This window comes from Alteromonas sp. (assembly GCF_984505615.1).
The window spans coordinates 376,335-391,666 of the sequence record NZ_CFHOXV010000001.1 but is presented as its reverse complement, the minus strand read 5'-3'; the positions used below and the strand labels follow the sequence as shown (position 1 = coordinate 391,666).

At 48.3% G+C, this 15,332-nt stretch carries 12 protein-coding genes; all 12 read right to left on the bottom strand.

Features of this window, described 5'->3' with window-relative positions:
• Positions 1–283: 283 nt before the first annotated feature.
• The 12 genes from AC4PME_RS01555 to AC4PME_RS01500 all read right to left on the bottom strand — a co-directional run bounded on the left by AC4PME_RS01555 (position 284) and on the right by AC4PME_RS01500 (position 15,323).
• Positions 284–490, bottom strand: coding sequence for a hypothetical protein (locus AC4PME_RS01555; RefSeq protein ID WP_474882274.1), 207 nt, complete (start codon positions 488–490; stop codon positions 284–286).
• Between the two features lie 141 nt (positions 491–631).
• Positions 632–2,980 carry a DNA polymerase II gene (locus AC4PME_RS01550; RefSeq protein WP_491046635.1) on the bottom strand — a complete coding sequence of 783 codons (2,349 nt, stop codon included), beginning with the start codon at positions 2,978–2,980 and terminating at the stop codon, positions 632–634.
• A complete protein-coding gene (locus AC4PME_RS01545) occupies positions 2,980–4,896 on the bottom strand; it encodes a tetratricopeptide repeat-containing diguanylate cyclase (RefSeq protein ID WP_491046636.1) in 1,917 nt (638 codons plus the stop codon). Before AC4PME_RS01545 ends, AC4PME_RS01550 begins: the two co-directional genes overlap by 1 nt.
• Before the next feature lie 55 nt (positions 4,897–4,951).
• Positions 4,952–6,223 carry an ATP-binding protein gene (locus AC4PME_RS01540; RefSeq protein WP_491046637.1) on the bottom strand — a complete coding sequence of 424 codons (1,272 nt, stop codon included), beginning with the start codon at positions 6,221–6,223 and terminating at the stop codon, positions 4,952–4,954.
• The gene (locus AC4PME_RS01535; protein WP_119502493.1) at positions 6,223–6,807 is read right to left on the bottom strand and encodes a chemotaxis protein CheC; all 585 of its coding nucleotides are present in this window, start codon (positions 6,805–6,807) and stop codon (positions 6,223–6,225) included. Before AC4PME_RS01535 ends, AC4PME_RS01540 begins: the two co-directional genes overlap by 1 nt.
• Positions 6,804–7,169, bottom strand: coding sequence for a response regulator (locus AC4PME_RS01530; RefSeq protein ID WP_119502492.1), 366 nt, complete (start codon positions 7,167–7,169; stop codon positions 6,804–6,806). The genes AC4PME_RS01535 and AC4PME_RS01530 overlap by 4 nt, the downstream gene beginning before the upstream one ends.
• Before the next feature lie 273 nt (positions 7,170–7,442).
• Positions 7,443–8,489, bottom strand: coding sequence for a protein-glutamate methylesterase/protein-glutamine glutaminase (locus tag AC4PME_RS01525; RefSeq protein WP_119502491.1), 1,047 nt, complete (start codon positions 8,487–8,489; stop codon positions 7,443–7,445).
• Positions 8,490–8,496: 7 nt separating this feature from the next.
• On the bottom strand, positions 8,497–9,111 hold the full coding sequence (gene cheD, locus AC4PME_RS01520) for a chemoreceptor glutamine deamidase CheD (RefSeq protein WP_119502490.1): 615 nt from the start codon (positions 9,109–9,111) through the stop codon (positions 8,497–8,499).
• Positions 9,104–9,940, bottom strand: coding sequence for a CheR family methyltransferase (locus AC4PME_RS01515; protein ID WP_474869016.1), 837 nt, complete (start codon positions 9,938–9,940; stop codon positions 9,104–9,106). The genes cheD and AC4PME_RS01515 overlap by 8 nt, the downstream gene beginning before the upstream one ends.
• Positions 9,941–9,955: 15 nt before the next feature.
• Positions 9,956–12,883, bottom strand: coding sequence for a methyl-accepting chemotaxis protein (locus tag AC4PME_RS01510; RefSeq protein WP_491046638.1), 2,928 nt, complete (start codon positions 12,881–12,883; stop codon positions 9,956–9,958).
• Positions 12,884–12,885: 2 nt separating this feature from the next.
• Entirely contained in the window at positions 12,886–13,386 is a 501-nt protein-coding gene (locus AC4PME_RS01505; protein WP_490709922.1) for a chemotaxis protein CheW, read from the bottom strand.
• Positions 13,383–15,323, bottom strand: coding sequence for a chemotaxis protein CheA (locus tag AC4PME_RS01500; protein ID WP_491529481.1), 1,941 nt, complete (start codon positions 15,321–15,323; stop codon positions 13,383–13,385). Before AC4PME_RS01500 ends, AC4PME_RS01505 begins: the two co-directional genes overlap by 4 nt.
• Positions 15,324–15,332 lie beyond the last annotated feature (9 nt).

The window sequence follows — 15,332 nt, the reverse complement described above, 5'->3', positions numbered from 1 at the left end:
TCAGGCTCCCAATTACGAAGAAGCCCGCTCATCTGAGCGGGCTTTTTTCGTTTCTTTTCTCTGGTCAGAGTCTCTGCTAGTCAAAAGCCATAACATTAAGGCTGAATCACTTTTTGCCGGAGCCAGCCACTCAGTTATTTAAAATATAATTGTCTGTCTACCGAAGGATTTCAGAAGAGGGATGATCATTGAAAAGTTGATAGAAAAGGGGAGCAGAGAGAGAAACGGACAGCCAAACCGGACACCGATTGTGAGTATCCGGAGGGATCATAAAAAAGAAGACTTACTGAGAAGTGAACTTAGTGCGCTGGAAAAACATCCATTCCAGAGACACAAATGCGATGAGCATGGTTACCGGCACCTGGTGTGACGGAATGAATCCCAGAGATTTGAATAAGATACTGGCAATAAATGCATAAGCGAGCAGGCCGGTATGCTTAAGAATTGAGGCCCTGTTTGCGGGCTTCAGTATGGCTTTCCAGTTAAACACTGTTCCTCCTATCCGGTGACTAAGTCGAAGCTCCCTGCCAGCGCCTGAAGGCCGTCCTGCAAGGGATGTAAACGTTATATCGGATAAAGTGTGCCAGTGAAATGGCTCTGCGTTGAATTACCGGAAGGGGCGGCTAACGGGTTAAAATAAACCCAGTTGCTGGTTGTCTATATCATCATAGTTGATCCCTGTTGCCGGCAGGATGCTTTCAGCAATAGGTCTGATTTGCTTTTCAATATAGTGTTCATAGTCAGGTGGCTGAGTGACATACCCGACAGCCTGCGGTCCTGCTATAGTGACAACATAACGCACTGTAGTTTTGTGCTGGTATTGCAGAGGTTTGCCTGTTGCCAGATTCATCTCATCAGCCTGACGTGCAGCTTTAACATGAGGCGGTTGCGTGCGTGTATAAGCATTCAGAGGCTTTCTGAGGCGCCTTGCGTACACCAGTAAGTTATCCTGTTTGCCGGCGCGGATATCACTGAGTAATGTTCTGATGTAATCCTCAGGAGACTGTTCTGCGAAGACAAGGGCGTAAAGCTTTTCCTGAAATTGACGTGCCAGCGCAGTCCAGTCTGATCTGACATTTTCCAGCCCTTTGAAAATCAATTGTTCCTTACCCTCTTTTACCACCACGCCGGCATAACGCTTCTTGCTACCTTCTTCTGAACCACGGATTGTGGGCATAAAAAAGCGGCGGAAGTGGGTTTCAAATTCAATTTCAAGATGACAGTGTAAATCAAAATCCTGTTTTAACGTCTCACGCCAGCGGCGGTTGATCATGTCCTGTAATTGCGTACCAATTAATTCAGCTTGCCGGGGTGTGCAGTCATCACCTGTGAATACAAATGTAGAGTCCGTATCGCCGTAAATCACTTCGTAGCCGGCTTCTTGTATCCAGCCGGCAGTGGTTTGCATGATGTCGTGTCCCCGCATAGTGATCGAGCTGGCAAGGCGGGGATCGTAGAAAGGGCAACCGCCACTACCGAGCACACCGTAAAATGAATTCATCAGAATTTTTATCGCCTGAGAGCGGGGCGCATCCTGCTGCTTTTTAGCTTCATCACGTTGTTGCCAAAGTCCGGCAATGATATCGGGCAGGAAATGCTCGGTGCGGGAGAACATGGCTCCTCTGTAACCTTCTATGGCGTTTTCAGGGTGCAGTAACCCTTCAGCCAGACCAAGGGGGTCAATAAGAAAAGTTCGTATGATAGAGGGATACAGACTCTTAAAATCCAGTACCAGTACATTGTTATACAGCCCGGGTCTGGACGTCATCACGTAGCCTCCCGGGCTTGCAAGACCGCCATTCTCCGGGCGGATTCCACATACATATCCCTGTCTGTGCAGCTTTGGCAGATATACGTTTATAAACGCTGCAACTGAGCCGCCGGGACGGGTCATATCCAGTCCGGTAAGGGTGCTGCGTAATATGAGAAAATCAATGAAACGTGTATGTTCTGCGATGTCGTTTACCAGTACACAATCCTGATGATTGTAGGCGACCAAATGAGAAGGATTGTCCCAGTATAAGGTTTTAATTTCTTCAAGTTTATCCCCGCCGGTAATCAGCTTTCTTTTATTCAGTAAGGCATTTGCGACAAAGTCCAGTGCGAAGCTTTCAAACTGCCAGGTCATGGTTTTCAGCGCATCTATGCCATCAATGATACAGCGGCCGGGGATCTCTGCTATTACCTGTGAGCCGTCTTCCCACTGCCGTACGGTAAGGGTTTCTCCCTGGCGGCCCAATGTCAGCGGAATGCCTTGTCGCCGTGCCATTCTGTTAAGCACAGCGAGGTCAAACTGTTTGATGTTCCAGCCCAGTATGACATCAGGATCCAGCTCCGCGACAGCCTTGCAGAAAGCGGTAAGGACTTCTTTTTCACCGGGCAGATTAATGACATCAAAGGTCGCAAATTCGTCAGTGACCGGCGTGGTTCCTGCAGTATTCAGCCATACACGGTTCACGGTCTCAGAAGCAACAGCGATGGAATACAGGTTTTCCTTTTCATCACACTCAATATCAACAGAAACACTGGTCAGTTGCGGACGAAACTGTGTCCCTTTAACTTTGGCGTTCACAATCTCATTATTAACCGGCGTTCCGTAATAACTCACAGCTCCGTAAGCAAAACGCTCCATCAGAAAGCGGTCTTCAGACTTAATATCTCCCTCGTACAATGGCAACCCGGCGCTCTGCATCCCGCGACGTAATTTGTGCCTTGTGAAGTCGTCAGCACACCGCAGTAGTATGACTTCTTCCTGTTCCAGGGTTTTGAAATTGACGTCTTCCGGGGTGATATCCAGGCCTTTCGCCCGGATCAGATTTTGAACCTGTTCCAGATGAGATGTTCTGATGAAGCAAACGCTGGTTTGTGGCTCAGAGATAAGCCGTACCGGACCATTCTCAGTAGAAATCCACAATTCAACGCATTCGCGGCTATCCCTGCGAATGGTCCGGCGGGATAAAATGAAGCCTTTGCCTGTCACTATTGAGATTGTCCGTCCGTAGCAGAGGGCTGGCCGGTCACAATTTTATCTCTGCCAGTTTCCTTTGCTTCGTACAACGCTTCGTCTGCGACAGCAACTACTCTGGTCATATTGGAAAACGAAGTGGCATCAACAAGGCCGACGGATAACGTGACCTGCATGGATTTGATTTTCAGTTCATCAGGAATTTTCCGGACGCTGCCGGCAAAACGCTCAAGCATGTCCAGCGCGTCGTCGGTTCCGGTATGGGGAAACAGGAAAAGAAATTCCTCTCCACCGATACGGCCCAGAATATCCGTTTTTCTGAAATGCTTTTGCGCCTTCCTGCCAAAGGCTCTGAGCACATCATCCCCGGTTTGATGGCCATACTTGTCGTTAATCTGTTTGAAATGATCGAGGTCAATAACCGCAGCTGTCAAAGGCGTTTTATGTCTTTGGGCCATCTGATACTGTAACTCTGCATCTTCCATGGTTTTCCGGCGGGTCATTAAACCAGTCAGCCCGTCATAGTTTGCCAGTTGTTCAAGGCGCTTCTGATGACGTTTCCCATTAAAATATAACCAGCTCAGCAGGCCACACACCACAATAAGCAATCCGATAAGTGCAATTGTATAGCGCTGAAGGCGCAGTTCATTCTTTAGCTGATTTTGCTGACGTAAATTTTGCTCTTCCAGCAGAGCATTTTGCGCCCGCTGCTTTTCCACATCGAAACGGGTCTGTAATTCCAGAATTCTCCTGGAGTTAATTTCTTTCTGTAACAAAGCGCGGTTCTGTCTGTTTTGCAGTAATACCAGATAGGCAGACTGGTGCTCACCCTTGGCGGCAAAAGCGCGGGCTTTTGTATCTGCAATGGCAATTCGTTGTGACAAAAAGGATTCACCCGTGGCCATTTCCTCAGCTCTGGCCAGTCTGCGTAAAGCCTCTTCCGGCTGACCCTGATCAACGGCAATTTGTGCCTTTTCAATTAAGACTTTAATTTGCATAAACGGATTGCCAGCCTGCATAAACAGGCTGAGAGCATCATCTAAAAACGGCGATGCATCGGCGGTCATCCCGCGGTCAATCAGCTCAGATGCAATAGCTTCATAACTGAATGCAGCTCCCTGTAAGTCGCGGATGTTAAGGGCTATATCTGCAGATTCAAGAAGCAGGGTCATGCCTTCATCACCATCGCCGGTTTGGATAGTGGCTTTGCCTAATCCAAACAGGGTATTCGCCAGTTCAAGGCGCACATTATTTTGCCGGTACCAGGTTTCAGCTTCGCGGTAGAATCGCAATGCCATTTCAGGTTCCTGCCGGTATTCGTACACAAGGGCAATCATGCTGGCAAAATCAGCCCGGCTGAAAAAAGCACCCGGAGATTCAAGCCGGCGGTAACCTTCCTGAAATAACGCAAGGGCCTCGCTGTACTGGTTTAAAGTTACATTGATATAACCGTTTACACTGATTGCATAAAACAACAGAGCTTCGTCATCCCCGTCACGGGCCCGGGCCAGCGATTCTGCTGCAGCAGAGATCATGGATTGAGCAAGACCCAGTCCGTCTCTGGCCTCTGCCAGCGCCAGCGTCAGATAGTCATGTAAAGGGGGAGGCGGTGCCAGTGCCAGACCTGCTAAAGCGGCTTCTTCCGCTTTTTCATGCAAAGCAAGTGCACCATTTGCACGGCTGATGAGGTAAAAATGCAGGGCTCGCTGTTCTGAAGACAGTTCATCATTGTTAGCCGGTAAAGCATCGAGTACGTCCTGCGGTGAGTTTCTTACACCGGCAAGATGCACAGCGGCATCACCTGTCCACAAGTCCGCGAATACGTTGAAACTGAGAATACTGAAAGCAAGCAGCCCTGCCAGGTATCTTTTAAACCGGTAAGCCGGATACATCACTGTTCCTGTCAGCATAAGAAAAAGACGGTGTATCATAGCCTGATGCGTGCGGGAGGCCAAACATAACCTGTAACAGTTCAGCCCGGGAAGATTAATGTGCTTCGTCGTCCGGCGTCAGTACCGGTAAAGTGACTTCAAATACGGTACCTTTACCCACCTTACTACTGACTGAAATTTTGCCTTCATGTTGTTCTATGGCTGTATAAGCCACTGATAAACCTAGCCCCTGACCCAGGCCTTCCGGTTTGGTTGTGAAGAACGGATCAAATATCTTCTTAACGTGTTTTTCTTCAATGCCTTCACCACTGTCGATAATCTTGATGCGGACCGTCGTGTCATCACCATGCACATCTACTTTTACAAACCCTTTATGATTGATTGACTGGGCCGCATTGATCACCATATTCATCAAAGCCTGTTTAAGGCTGCCCGGCTCACAATAGATTTTAAGGCCGGCGGGCTCACAGGTGACTTTAAACGTGGGCTTTTTGTATTGGACTGATACCAGTTCAGCCATCTGCTTTACCGCTTCATCCAGATCCATCAGTTGCCATCCGGCTGAATCTTCCAGCGCAAACCGCTTAAGATTCTCGACAATATCCCGCACACGGATAAGGCCGTCTCTTGACTCATCAATCAGCGGAGTCATATCGTCTTTTAATAAATCGTAATGATGTTCTTCCAGAAGGCCGGTGATTAGCGTGCGTGTTTTTTCATCTGTATTTTCAATATTGTCTGCCAGCGTGTCGCACAAGGTTATCAGGTGTTCACCGTATTGCTTTAAAGTGTCCAGATTGGCTGAGACAAAACCGATGGGATTATTGATTTCGTGGGCAATGCCGGCGGCCAGTTGTCCGGTAGAAGCCATTTTTTCTGCCTGGATAAGCTGGCTTTGCGCTGAGTCGAGTTTCTTGATGAGTTTAAGTTGTTCTTCATGCTCACGTTTCAGTGCTTTGGATAATTCCTGTTGGGCAATGAAGTAACTTGCCTGGGCGGTAACATCCTGAAGGAAAATACACGCCAGCTTGCCATGCTCCGGAGAAGACAAGGGCACGATTTCCATATTCTGGTACATCTGTGTCTCTTCACCGGTGATAGGCCGGCTACTTTTAAACGGAAAAATATGCGGGCGTTGTTCCCAGTAGCTGAAACTGGGATGTTGAAGAACGAAGACAGATTTAATTCTGCGGCGCAGAAACTTGTCCTGTTCAGGAAAGAGCTCTGCTACCGGCTTTTCCATGTAGTCAGCACGGAGTCCGGTTTCCATGCGGTCGATAAAAAAGTCGTTGAGGAAAATGACCTGGTAATCTTCATTTACAATGCAGATCCCAACCGGTAATTTGCCAAAAAGTTGCTCGAACATTAACCCAGCAATTCATCAATAGTTTCGGTTAGCCGTACCAGTGATGCACGGTCGAGACAAAAGACTACCCGCATGGAAAATGAAGAGAGCTCAATATCGAACTGCACTTCCATTACCAGGCTATGCTGCCAGTTAAGTTCGGTGAATGATGCCTTATTCGGAGAAAACAGCGTTGGCATATTCAGGTTGGTTGCCAGTTCAAGCTGGTTCGATAGCCCTGCCAGACAAGCGCCGGCCAGAATATTTGACAGCTCCAGTATGGTTTCTTCAATATCACTCTGGCTGAGCGGAGCCTCGTATTCGAGCAGGCTGGCCACTTCGGTTAAACCCTGCTCTGATACTACCGCCATCACTTCACCCTGGATATCTCCAAGGAAAGATTGTCTGGTGTAAAACGCATTTTCACTGCGATTAATAAGTGTAAATAATTCAGCTGGCGTAACGGCTGATATTTTAGGTATGGAGATACCTATTTTAGTTTCTATCAGGTGCGCCAGCGAATTAGCAGCTTGCCCCATAGAGATATTCATTAGCTCCTGAAGGGCGTCACGTTGATCTTCTGTGAGGGAAATAACACTGCTCATAGATACCCCAGCTCAAACAATGTCATGGCTAATTCTTCTTTATCCAGAGGCTTTCTGATGAATTTGTGCGCCCCCAGATCCATAACAATGCGTTGTTTTTCAGGCTGGAAGTCAGCACTGATCACAATCACATCTGGTCTTTCTTCTTTGTCCGCGAGGTATTCAAGCACACCAACACCGTCCACCTCGGGCATAGTCAGGTCGAGTAATAGTAATCTGAACCCGTTCTTTTCGAGCAGATCAATTGCTTCCCTGCCATTCGCAGCTTCTGTGACAGTAAACTCGATTTCAGGCGGAAGCGCTTTTAGTACACTTCTTCGTGACAGACGCGAGTCATCGGCCACAAGTAGCGGAACTGTCATTCTTACCTCCAGACAATTTCGAACCTATCATGAGTATTTGCGATATTTTCATTCCTGCAAGTCCACCTGAAAAAAAATCTTTCAATTTCGACTATTTGCTAATATCACGTCATTTTGAGTATAGGTCTTTTGTGACATTTGTGTGTTATTCTTTAGGTGAAATTTTCTGCACAAATGTCACTAAAACCTTCCCGAATCCAGTGTAGCTAACTTCTCACCTGAGCTACCGGATGCAACGCCATAATCTGATATAAGCCGTCATACTTAAGAATGTTACAAACGGCTGCCTGCCTTCATTTTCTCCAGTTGAGAAACCATTGCCTGAGCGATATTCTCAAGTGGCAAAATCTTTTCCGCCGCCCCCAGCGAGACGGCAACTTTAGGCATACCGTATACCACACAGGTATCTTCATTTTGACAAATAGTGAAAGCACCTTTCTCTTTCAGTGCCAGCAACCCGTCTGCGCCGTCTTTACCCATACCTGTCAGCAAACTGGCCACCACGTTACTGCCGGCAGATTCAACCAGCGAGGTAAACATCATATCCACCGAGGGCTTGTGGCCACTGACACGGGGCCCGTCATTTAACCTGATGCGGTAATCGGCACCGCTGCGGATGATCTCCATATGTTTGTCGCCGGGAGCCAGATAGCCGTGGCCGGGAAGTAAGCGCTCATCACCACGGGCTTCCACAATTTTTAACTGGCTGCAGGCATCCAGCCGCTTTGCAAAGGTGCTGGTGTAGCCCGGCGGCATATGCTGGGTGATAACTGTTGCCGGAGCATTGGCCGGTAACGCACTGACTATGGTTTTTATTGCTTCTGTACCTCCGGTAGATGCACCGATGGCGATGATTTTCTCAGTACTTGAATAGGTGAGGGCTGTCGTTGTTTTAACTGTAGCCGGCTTTTGCTGACGTACCCGCGAGCGGGCTGCCATACGTATCTTTGATAAAATCAATTCGCGGTATTCTTCTATTCCCTGCACAACTCCCAGTTTGGGTTTGGGAATAAAATCTACAGCGCCAAGCTCCAGTGAACGGATGGTGGCATCAGCGCCTGCTTCCGTGAGGGTGGATATCATTACCACCGGCGTGGGACGTGCTTTCATCAGTACATCGAGGAAACGCAGGCCGTCGACCTTGGGCATTTCAATATCCAGAGTGATGACGTCCGGATTGTGTTCCTGCACCATCTTTTTAGCAACATAGGCATCGGGTGCGGCACCAACCAGCTGCATATCGCTTTCGCTTTTTACGATTTCGCCAAGCAGGTTTCTGATTAACGCGGAGTCGTCTACAACAAGTACTTTTATCGTCATGGCTCACCTAATCAAACTGTTCAAATTCACTCTGTTCAGGCCCTTGTTTCAACTTAATGCGGTAAGCACTTTCCCGGTCCATGATCGTTGAATTATTGAATTTCCGTATCCGTTTCACGAGTACCTGTCCTGAGTCAGGGAAGAAATATATTTTGCGGGCGTAGTCTTCCATTAAATCGCTGGCAACGATTGGAATACGCTCTCTTCGTAAGTAAGCAGTTACAAACTCTGAGTTCATCTGGCCGACATTGGTGACGGATATACCCGCAACCACATTTCCGCCGCCAAATACTTTGGCTTGCAGATGCCGCTTATCGGCACCTAAATTCATCATCTGATTAATCAACAACTCCATGGCATACATGCCATATCGGGAGGCTTCACAAAATTCACCTTCAGAGCCTCTGTCTGAGGGCAGCAAAAAGTGATTCATACCGCACACGCCATTGTGCAAATCCATCAGACAAGCAGACACACAGGAACCAAGAACCGTGACCATTAATGTGTCATTGCCGGTAGAAAAATACTCTCCGGGCAGAATTTTTACAGCCTGCCGGACAAAGCGGGGATCATAATATGTGTTGGCTTCGTGCCCCACGCCGTCCATGAAGGTTTCAGCCATAGCGTCTGCCTTCACGGGCCGGTTTGTAAATGGTTTTCCCTACTGGCGTAACGATCTGTGAATCCTTATTGAAGTTCTCTGAATGTCCGGCGATGTATAAACCGTCATCCGGTAACAGTGCCACCATCCGTTTCAAAATATTTAACTGGGTGGGCTTATCAAAATAAATCATCACGTTACGGCAGAATATGACATCAATGGGTCCCCGTATTGGCCACGTTACATCCATCAGATTGATGCGTCTGAAACTGACATTTTTTCGCAGTTCCGGTACTACCCGCACTTTACCTTTCTGGCTGCCTTTACCTTTGTGCAAAAACTTCTTGCATTGGTGCGGTGTCAGTTTGGTTGTTGCCTCGCTGTTGTATATGCCTGCGCTGGCTTTCGCCAGTACCTGGCTGTCAATGTCTGACGCAATGATTGATACCGGATTATCAAAACTGTCGAACACCTCTGCCACTGTCATTGCAATGGAGTAGGGCTCTTCGCCGGTACTGCTGGCTGAACACCAGATTGTCCGCTGGCCCGGATGCGTCCGCAGGTAATTTGCCAGCGCATCAAAGTGGTGGGCCTCACGGAAAAATGAAGTCAGGTTTGTCGTCAGGGCATTGATGAAGTTCTCGTCTTCTTCAGGCGTACGTTTCAGGTATGTGAGGTAGTCATCGAAGCTGTTCAGCGACAACGCCCGCAGTCTGCGGGCGAGTCTGCTGTATACCAGTGAATCTTTTGTATCTGTAAGATTGATTCCTGCCTTTTGATATAAGGTTCGTCTGACTCTCTCAAAGTCCTCTTTATTAAACGCAAATTCTTGCCGGGCACTCTGGCTCATACCGGCCCATCTCCTTTAAAAACTTTCCCATTCTTCCGTATCTTCAGGAGCCGCTGCCTTTACTGCAGGCTTGCTGCTTTTCCCGTTGGATCCGATTGCAGCTGCCGGCTTGCGGGACTGAGCCTTCGGTCTGGCACTAATGGCGGGTAACTCTTCCATAGGGTCTGCTGAGCGGTCTTTATCACTTAATTTAAATGTAGCCACACGCTCTGACAGTTGTGCTGCCTGCTGACGCATACTTTCTGCTGCTGCTGCGGCTTCTTCGACCAGCGCCGCGTTCTGCTGCGTCATCTCATCCATTTGCGTAACGGCCTTACTGATTTCGTTTATGCCGTTGGACTGTTCAGAAGACGCCGCAGCAATTTCTGACATGATGTCGTTAACCCGCTTAATCGAGGTAACCACTTCGCCCATAGTGTCGCCGCTCTGTTTCACCAGCGTGTTACCGCTGCCAATCTTATCCACAGAGTCTGAAATCAGCTCTTTGATGTCCTTTGCCGCTTCTGCAGAACGTTGTGCCAGCGTTCTTACTTCAGAGGCGACTACCGCAAATCCGCGTCCCTGTTCACCTGCACGGGCGGCTTCTACGGCGGCATTCAGTGCCAGAATATTGGTCTGGAAGGCGATGCCGTCTATTACGCCGATAATGTCTGAAATTTTCTGGGCTGATTCGTTGATGCTGCCCATGGTTTCAACCACACGCTGAATCATATTGCCGCCGTTTACAGCGATAGATGATGCCTGTGATGCCAGGCTGTTGGCCTGCTCTGCATTCTCAGCATTCAGACGCACAGTACCGGTCAGCTCTTCCATCGAGGACGCTGTTTCTTCCAGACTGGACGCCTGCTGCTCTGTCCTGCTGGATAAGTCTGCATTTCCGCTGGCGATCTCACTGGACGCACTGCTGATCGTTTCAACAGCGTGGTTGATGCGTGAAATGGTGACCCGCATATCACGGATAAACTGGTTGATAGACTCGCCCAGCACTTTGAACTCGCCTTCAAACTCGTGTTCAATCTCGCAAGTCAGGTCGCCCTTCGCCAGTTGGGTCATAACTTGTTTAATATCGTAAACTGCAGTGGTACGGGCGGTGACATCGGTTGCGTATTTCACCACGCGGAAAGGTTTGCCATTCTGGTTCAGAATGGGGTTATAAGAGGCCTGAATCCAGATTTCCTTGTTGCCTTTACCAAAACGTTTGTACTCGCCGGACTGGTAGACACCGTGATTCAATTGATCCCAGAACGAACGGTAATCATTGCTGTTGCGGGTTTCCTGATCCACAAACATGCTGTGATGTTTGCCTTTAATTTCGTCAAGAGTATAGCCAAGCGTATTGAGGAAATTCTCATTGGCGTTGATAACCATGCCGTCCATATCGAACTCAATCACAGCCTGGGATTTGCCAATAGCTGAAATCTGACCTTCGAAATAAGCGGTACGTAACTTTTCTTCGGTAATGTTGGTCGCGTATTTCACTACTTTGAAAACATTGCCGTCCATATCCAGAATAGGGTTGTAGGAGGCCTGAATCCAGATTTCCTCACCGGCTTTATTAATTCGCTTAAACTCACCGGAGAAGAATTTGCCTTTCTTCAGGTCAGCCCAGAACTGAGAATATTCCTCTGAGCCCCGGGTTTCTTTATCTACAAACATTCTGTGATGCTTGTCTTTTATTTCATCAAGGGTGTAACCCACTGTGTTCAGGAAGTTATCATTCGCCCACTGGATAATACCGTCCACATTGAACTCAATGACCGCCTGAGATTTACCGATGGCGTTAATTTGCCCTTCAAAGTAAGCATTTTTCAGTTTTTGTTCAGTGATCAACGTGGCGTATTTAACGACTTTGAAAACCTTGCCGTTCATATCGATAATCGGGTTGTAAGATGCCTGAATCCAGATCTCGTTGCCGCCTTTGGCAACCCGTTTATATTCCCCTGACTTAAAGTTGCCGCCCCGTAATTCATTCCAGAAATTGCTGTAAGCAGCACTGATTTTTTCAGACGGCTCAACAAACATGCTGTGGTGCTGGCCCTTTATTTCATCCAGGTTGTAGCCGGTGGCACTTAAGAAATTGTCATTGGCCCACTGAATGTTGCCGGAAGTATCAAATTCAATAACAGCCTGAGCTTTACCAATTGCTTCAATCTGGCCTGAATAATCGGCATTTTTCAGTTTTTCTCTGGTTATATCGATGGCAAACTCGACCACCTTGGTGACCTTGCCGGCAGTGTCGAAAATCGGGTTATACGAAGCCTGCACCCAAAATTCTTTGTCATCTTTGCCAAAGCGTTGATATTCCCCGGAGTCAATTTCACCGCGCCGTAATTTATCCCAGAAGTCTTTATATGCCTGATTGTGAACCAGTTCCTGTTTCACGAAAGCGCTTTGATGTTTTCCCAGAGCTTCCGCACGGCTATAGCCGGTGAGCTTCAGAAAATTATCATTCACGTCGATGAGTTCACCCTCTGCTGTGTATTCGGCCAGAGCCTGAACCCTGTGCAGGGCCTCCAGCATACCGCTTTTCAGCAGAAGTTCTGTTTGATCCACCCATTCCACCATGGTGCCCACTGAGTGGCCTTCTTCGTCCTTCAGCGGGGTGAGGGTGAGTTTAAAATTAACTTTGCCCACAATGATATTCGAAGACATCGGACGCTTTAGCTCTGCCAGCATGCCTTTTTGATGAGCGGGATTCTTATGGAACTGATCGATGTTCTCGCCAATCAGATTGTCTGCTGAAAAATGCGGCAACACTTTCTGCAATTCTGCTTCGTTATCCTTTAACAACTTAACGACAGCTTTGTTGGCGTAGACAATATTTCTGTCTGCGTCAGCCATCATGATGCAGCAGGTAGAAGCATCGACAGCCTGCGATTTACGCAGCATCTGAATTTTCTGATCACGCGAGGCTTCGCTGTTGATCCAGTCAAACATACCCATAATTACTCTCCCTCACCGGTCAGTTGCTCTGCAACAAGACCGATTTCTTCGCTGGAAATTAGTTGTTCAATATTAACCAGAATGACCATATGGTCATCCACAGTTGCCAGCCCCTTCAGGAACCGGCTGTCGAATATCACCCCGAAATCAGGTGGTGGCCTGACTTCATCTTCCGTAAGGCGTACAACATCCGAGACGCCATCAACGACTATGCCCACAACACGGTTGTGAACATGTAACATGATGACGATGGTGAATTCATTGTAGGTCGGATCCGGAATATTGAATTTAATCCGTAAGTCGATGATGGGTACGATGTCACCGCGAAGATTCAGCACGCCTTTGATAAACTTGGGCGCATTGGCGATAGGTGTGACTTTCTCGTAGCCGCGAATTTCTTTTACTGAGGTAATATCGAGGGCATATTGCTCAGAGCTTAAAATGAAGCTTAAATATTCCTGAACATCTTTAGATGCGAGATGATCTCTGGCATGGGCACTCATGATACTTTTTCCTCTTCATGAACAGGTTTGCACAAGTCTGCGATGGCATCTGCATCCAGGATCATGGCTACACGGCCATCTCCCATGATGGTGGCACCGGATATGCCGGGTACTTTACGGTAGTGCTGTTCGAGACTCTTGATCACCACCTGTTGCTGGCCGAGCAGAGAATCGACCTGAATGGCAAAGCGACGTTTGCTGCTTTCCAGCAGTACAACAATCCCTTTCGTGGGGTTCGTAACAGCATGATCCACATGCATCATCTGGTGAATCGGTACCAGAGGCCAGTATTGCTCTCTTATCCACAGCAGATGTTCGTTCTTAATCAGTTTGAGCTGTTCTTTTACCGGTTGCAGCGATTCGATAATATTTACCAGCGGGATGACAAAAATCTGGTCGCCCACGGCAGCACAAATGCCGTCCACAATAGCCAGAGTCAGTGGCAGATGGATATGGAATGATGACCCGAGTCCTCTATGTGAATCAATTTCAATCCGGCCGCCAATCGCTTCAATGTTCCGGCGGACAACGTCCATACCAACACCACGACCGGACACGTCAGTTACTTCCGCTGCCGTGGAAAATCCGGGCTGGAAGATCAGTAACCAGACCTCGCTGTCAGGCATATCCGGTGTCACCGGCAGGCCATTTTCTGTTGCTTTAGCCAGAATGCGCTCACGGCTGAGTCCTGCCCCGTCATCAATAATGCTGATGACAATCGAACTGCCACGCTGTGCAGCCCGTAAAATCACTGTACCATTTTCAGTTTTGCCCGATGCGACCCGGTCTGCCGGCTTCTCTACACCATGATCGATACTGTTTCGTACCAGGTGAGTCAGAGGGTCGACCAGCTTTTCAATCATGCTTTTATCGATTTCAGTTGCGCCGCCTTCAATAACGAGGTCAACTTTTTTACCGAGTTTAGAAGACAGGTCCCGAACAACACGGGGGAAGCGGTTAAACGTCATATTCACCGGCAGCATACGCATGGACATTGCCGATTCCTGAATCTCGCGGGTATTACGCTGCAGTTCTGCAATGGCGGTTTGCAGCTTCTGACCTATGGCTCCGGTGACTTCATCACCAATCATCGACAGCATGGATTGAGTAATAACCAGCTCACCCACCAGGTTTACCATCTGATCAATTTTCAGGGTGTCTACACGAATAGAAGACGCTTCTTTGTTAGCCGCAGATTTCGCTGCAGCTTTCTTCGCCGCAGGTTTGGCGGCTGCTTTTGCCGCCTCTGCCGATGCTGCTTTGGCGTCTTCTGCAACGGCTTCAACCGGTTTGAAGAAACCGTAACCTTGCTTTTCTTCCGGAGATGCAGCGGGTTGAGGTTCATCATCAAAAAAGCCAAACCCGTCTATATCGTCATCTTCTGTTTTTGCTTTTGCCGCTTCATTTTCTGTAGTATCTGCGACTTCCGCTGTTTCTGCTGCTGGCTCGTCATCATCATCATCGAAAAAGCCGAAACCATCGATATCATCGTCATCTGCCGCAGCGCTTTCTGCAGCGGGTTGCGGAGCATCTGTTGCCTGTCCGTCGGCTGCAGCCAGCGCTTTTTCAAGGGCTGCTACACCGGAGTCTATGTCAGATTGAGGAAGCTCACTGCTGGTACGGTATGCATCCAGAATGACCTTGAGTAAGTCTACCGTTTCAAGAAACAAATCAACGGTAGGCACGTCCAGCGAAATGGTTTGTTTGCGGGCTTTGTCGAGCAAATTCTCCATGACATGTGTGAGCCCGGTAAGCGCATCAAAACCGAAGATTCCACTGCCACCTTTGATTGAGTGGGCGGCCCGGAAAATACTGTTGAGCTGCTCAAGATCGGGATCTTCGACATCCAGTTCCATGAGGAGCTGTTCCATGTCATCCAGGTGTTCCTGACTTTCGTCGAAGAAGACCGCGTGGAATTGTTCGATATCGATAGACATAGTGACGCT

What these genes read in the sequence shown, in the direction of transcription:
- AC4PME_RS01535 (WP_119502493.1), bottom strand. Translation starts at nt 6,807, where the DNA reads ATGAGCAGTGTTATTTCCCTCACAGAAGATCAACGTGACGCCCTTCAG.
- AC4PME_RS01500 (WP_491529481.1), bottom strand. Translation starts at nt 15,323, where the DNA reads ATGTCTATCGATATCGAACAATTCCACGCGGTCTTCTTCGACGAAAGT.
- AC4PME_RS01540 (WP_491046637.1), bottom strand. Translation starts at nt 6,223, where the DNA reads ATGTTCGAGCAACTTTTTGGCAAATTACCGGTTGGGATCTGCATTGTA.
- AC4PME_RS01525 (WP_119502491.1), bottom strand. Translation starts at nt 8,489, where the DNA reads ATGACGATAAAAGTACTTGTTGTAGACGACTCCGCGTTAATCAGAAAC.
- AC4PME_RS01515 (WP_474869016.1), bottom strand. Translation starts at nt 9,940, where the DNA reads ATGAGCCAGAGTGCCCGGCAAGAATTTGCGTTTAATAAAGAGGACTTT.
- AC4PME_RS01505 (WP_490709922.1), bottom strand. Translation starts at nt 13,386, where the DNA reads ATGAGTGCCCATGCCAGAGATCATCTCGCATCTAAAGATGTTCAGGAA.
- AC4PME_RS01510 (WP_491046638.1), bottom strand. Translation starts at nt 12,883, where the DNA reads ATGGGTATGTTTGACTGGATCAACAGCGAAGCCTCGCGTGATCAGAAA.
- AC4PME_RS01545 (WP_491046636.1), bottom strand. Translation starts at nt 4,896, where the DNA reads ATGATACACCGTCTTTTTCTTATGCTGACAGGAACAGTGATGTATCCG.
- AC4PME_RS01530 (WP_119502492.1), bottom strand. Translation starts at nt 7,169, where the DNA reads ATGACAGTTCCGCTACTTGTGGCCGATGACTCGCGTCTGTCACGAAGA.
- cheD (WP_119502490.1), bottom strand. Translation starts at nt 9,111, where the DNA reads ATGGCTGAAACCTTCATGGACGGCGTGGGGCACGAAGCCAACACATAT.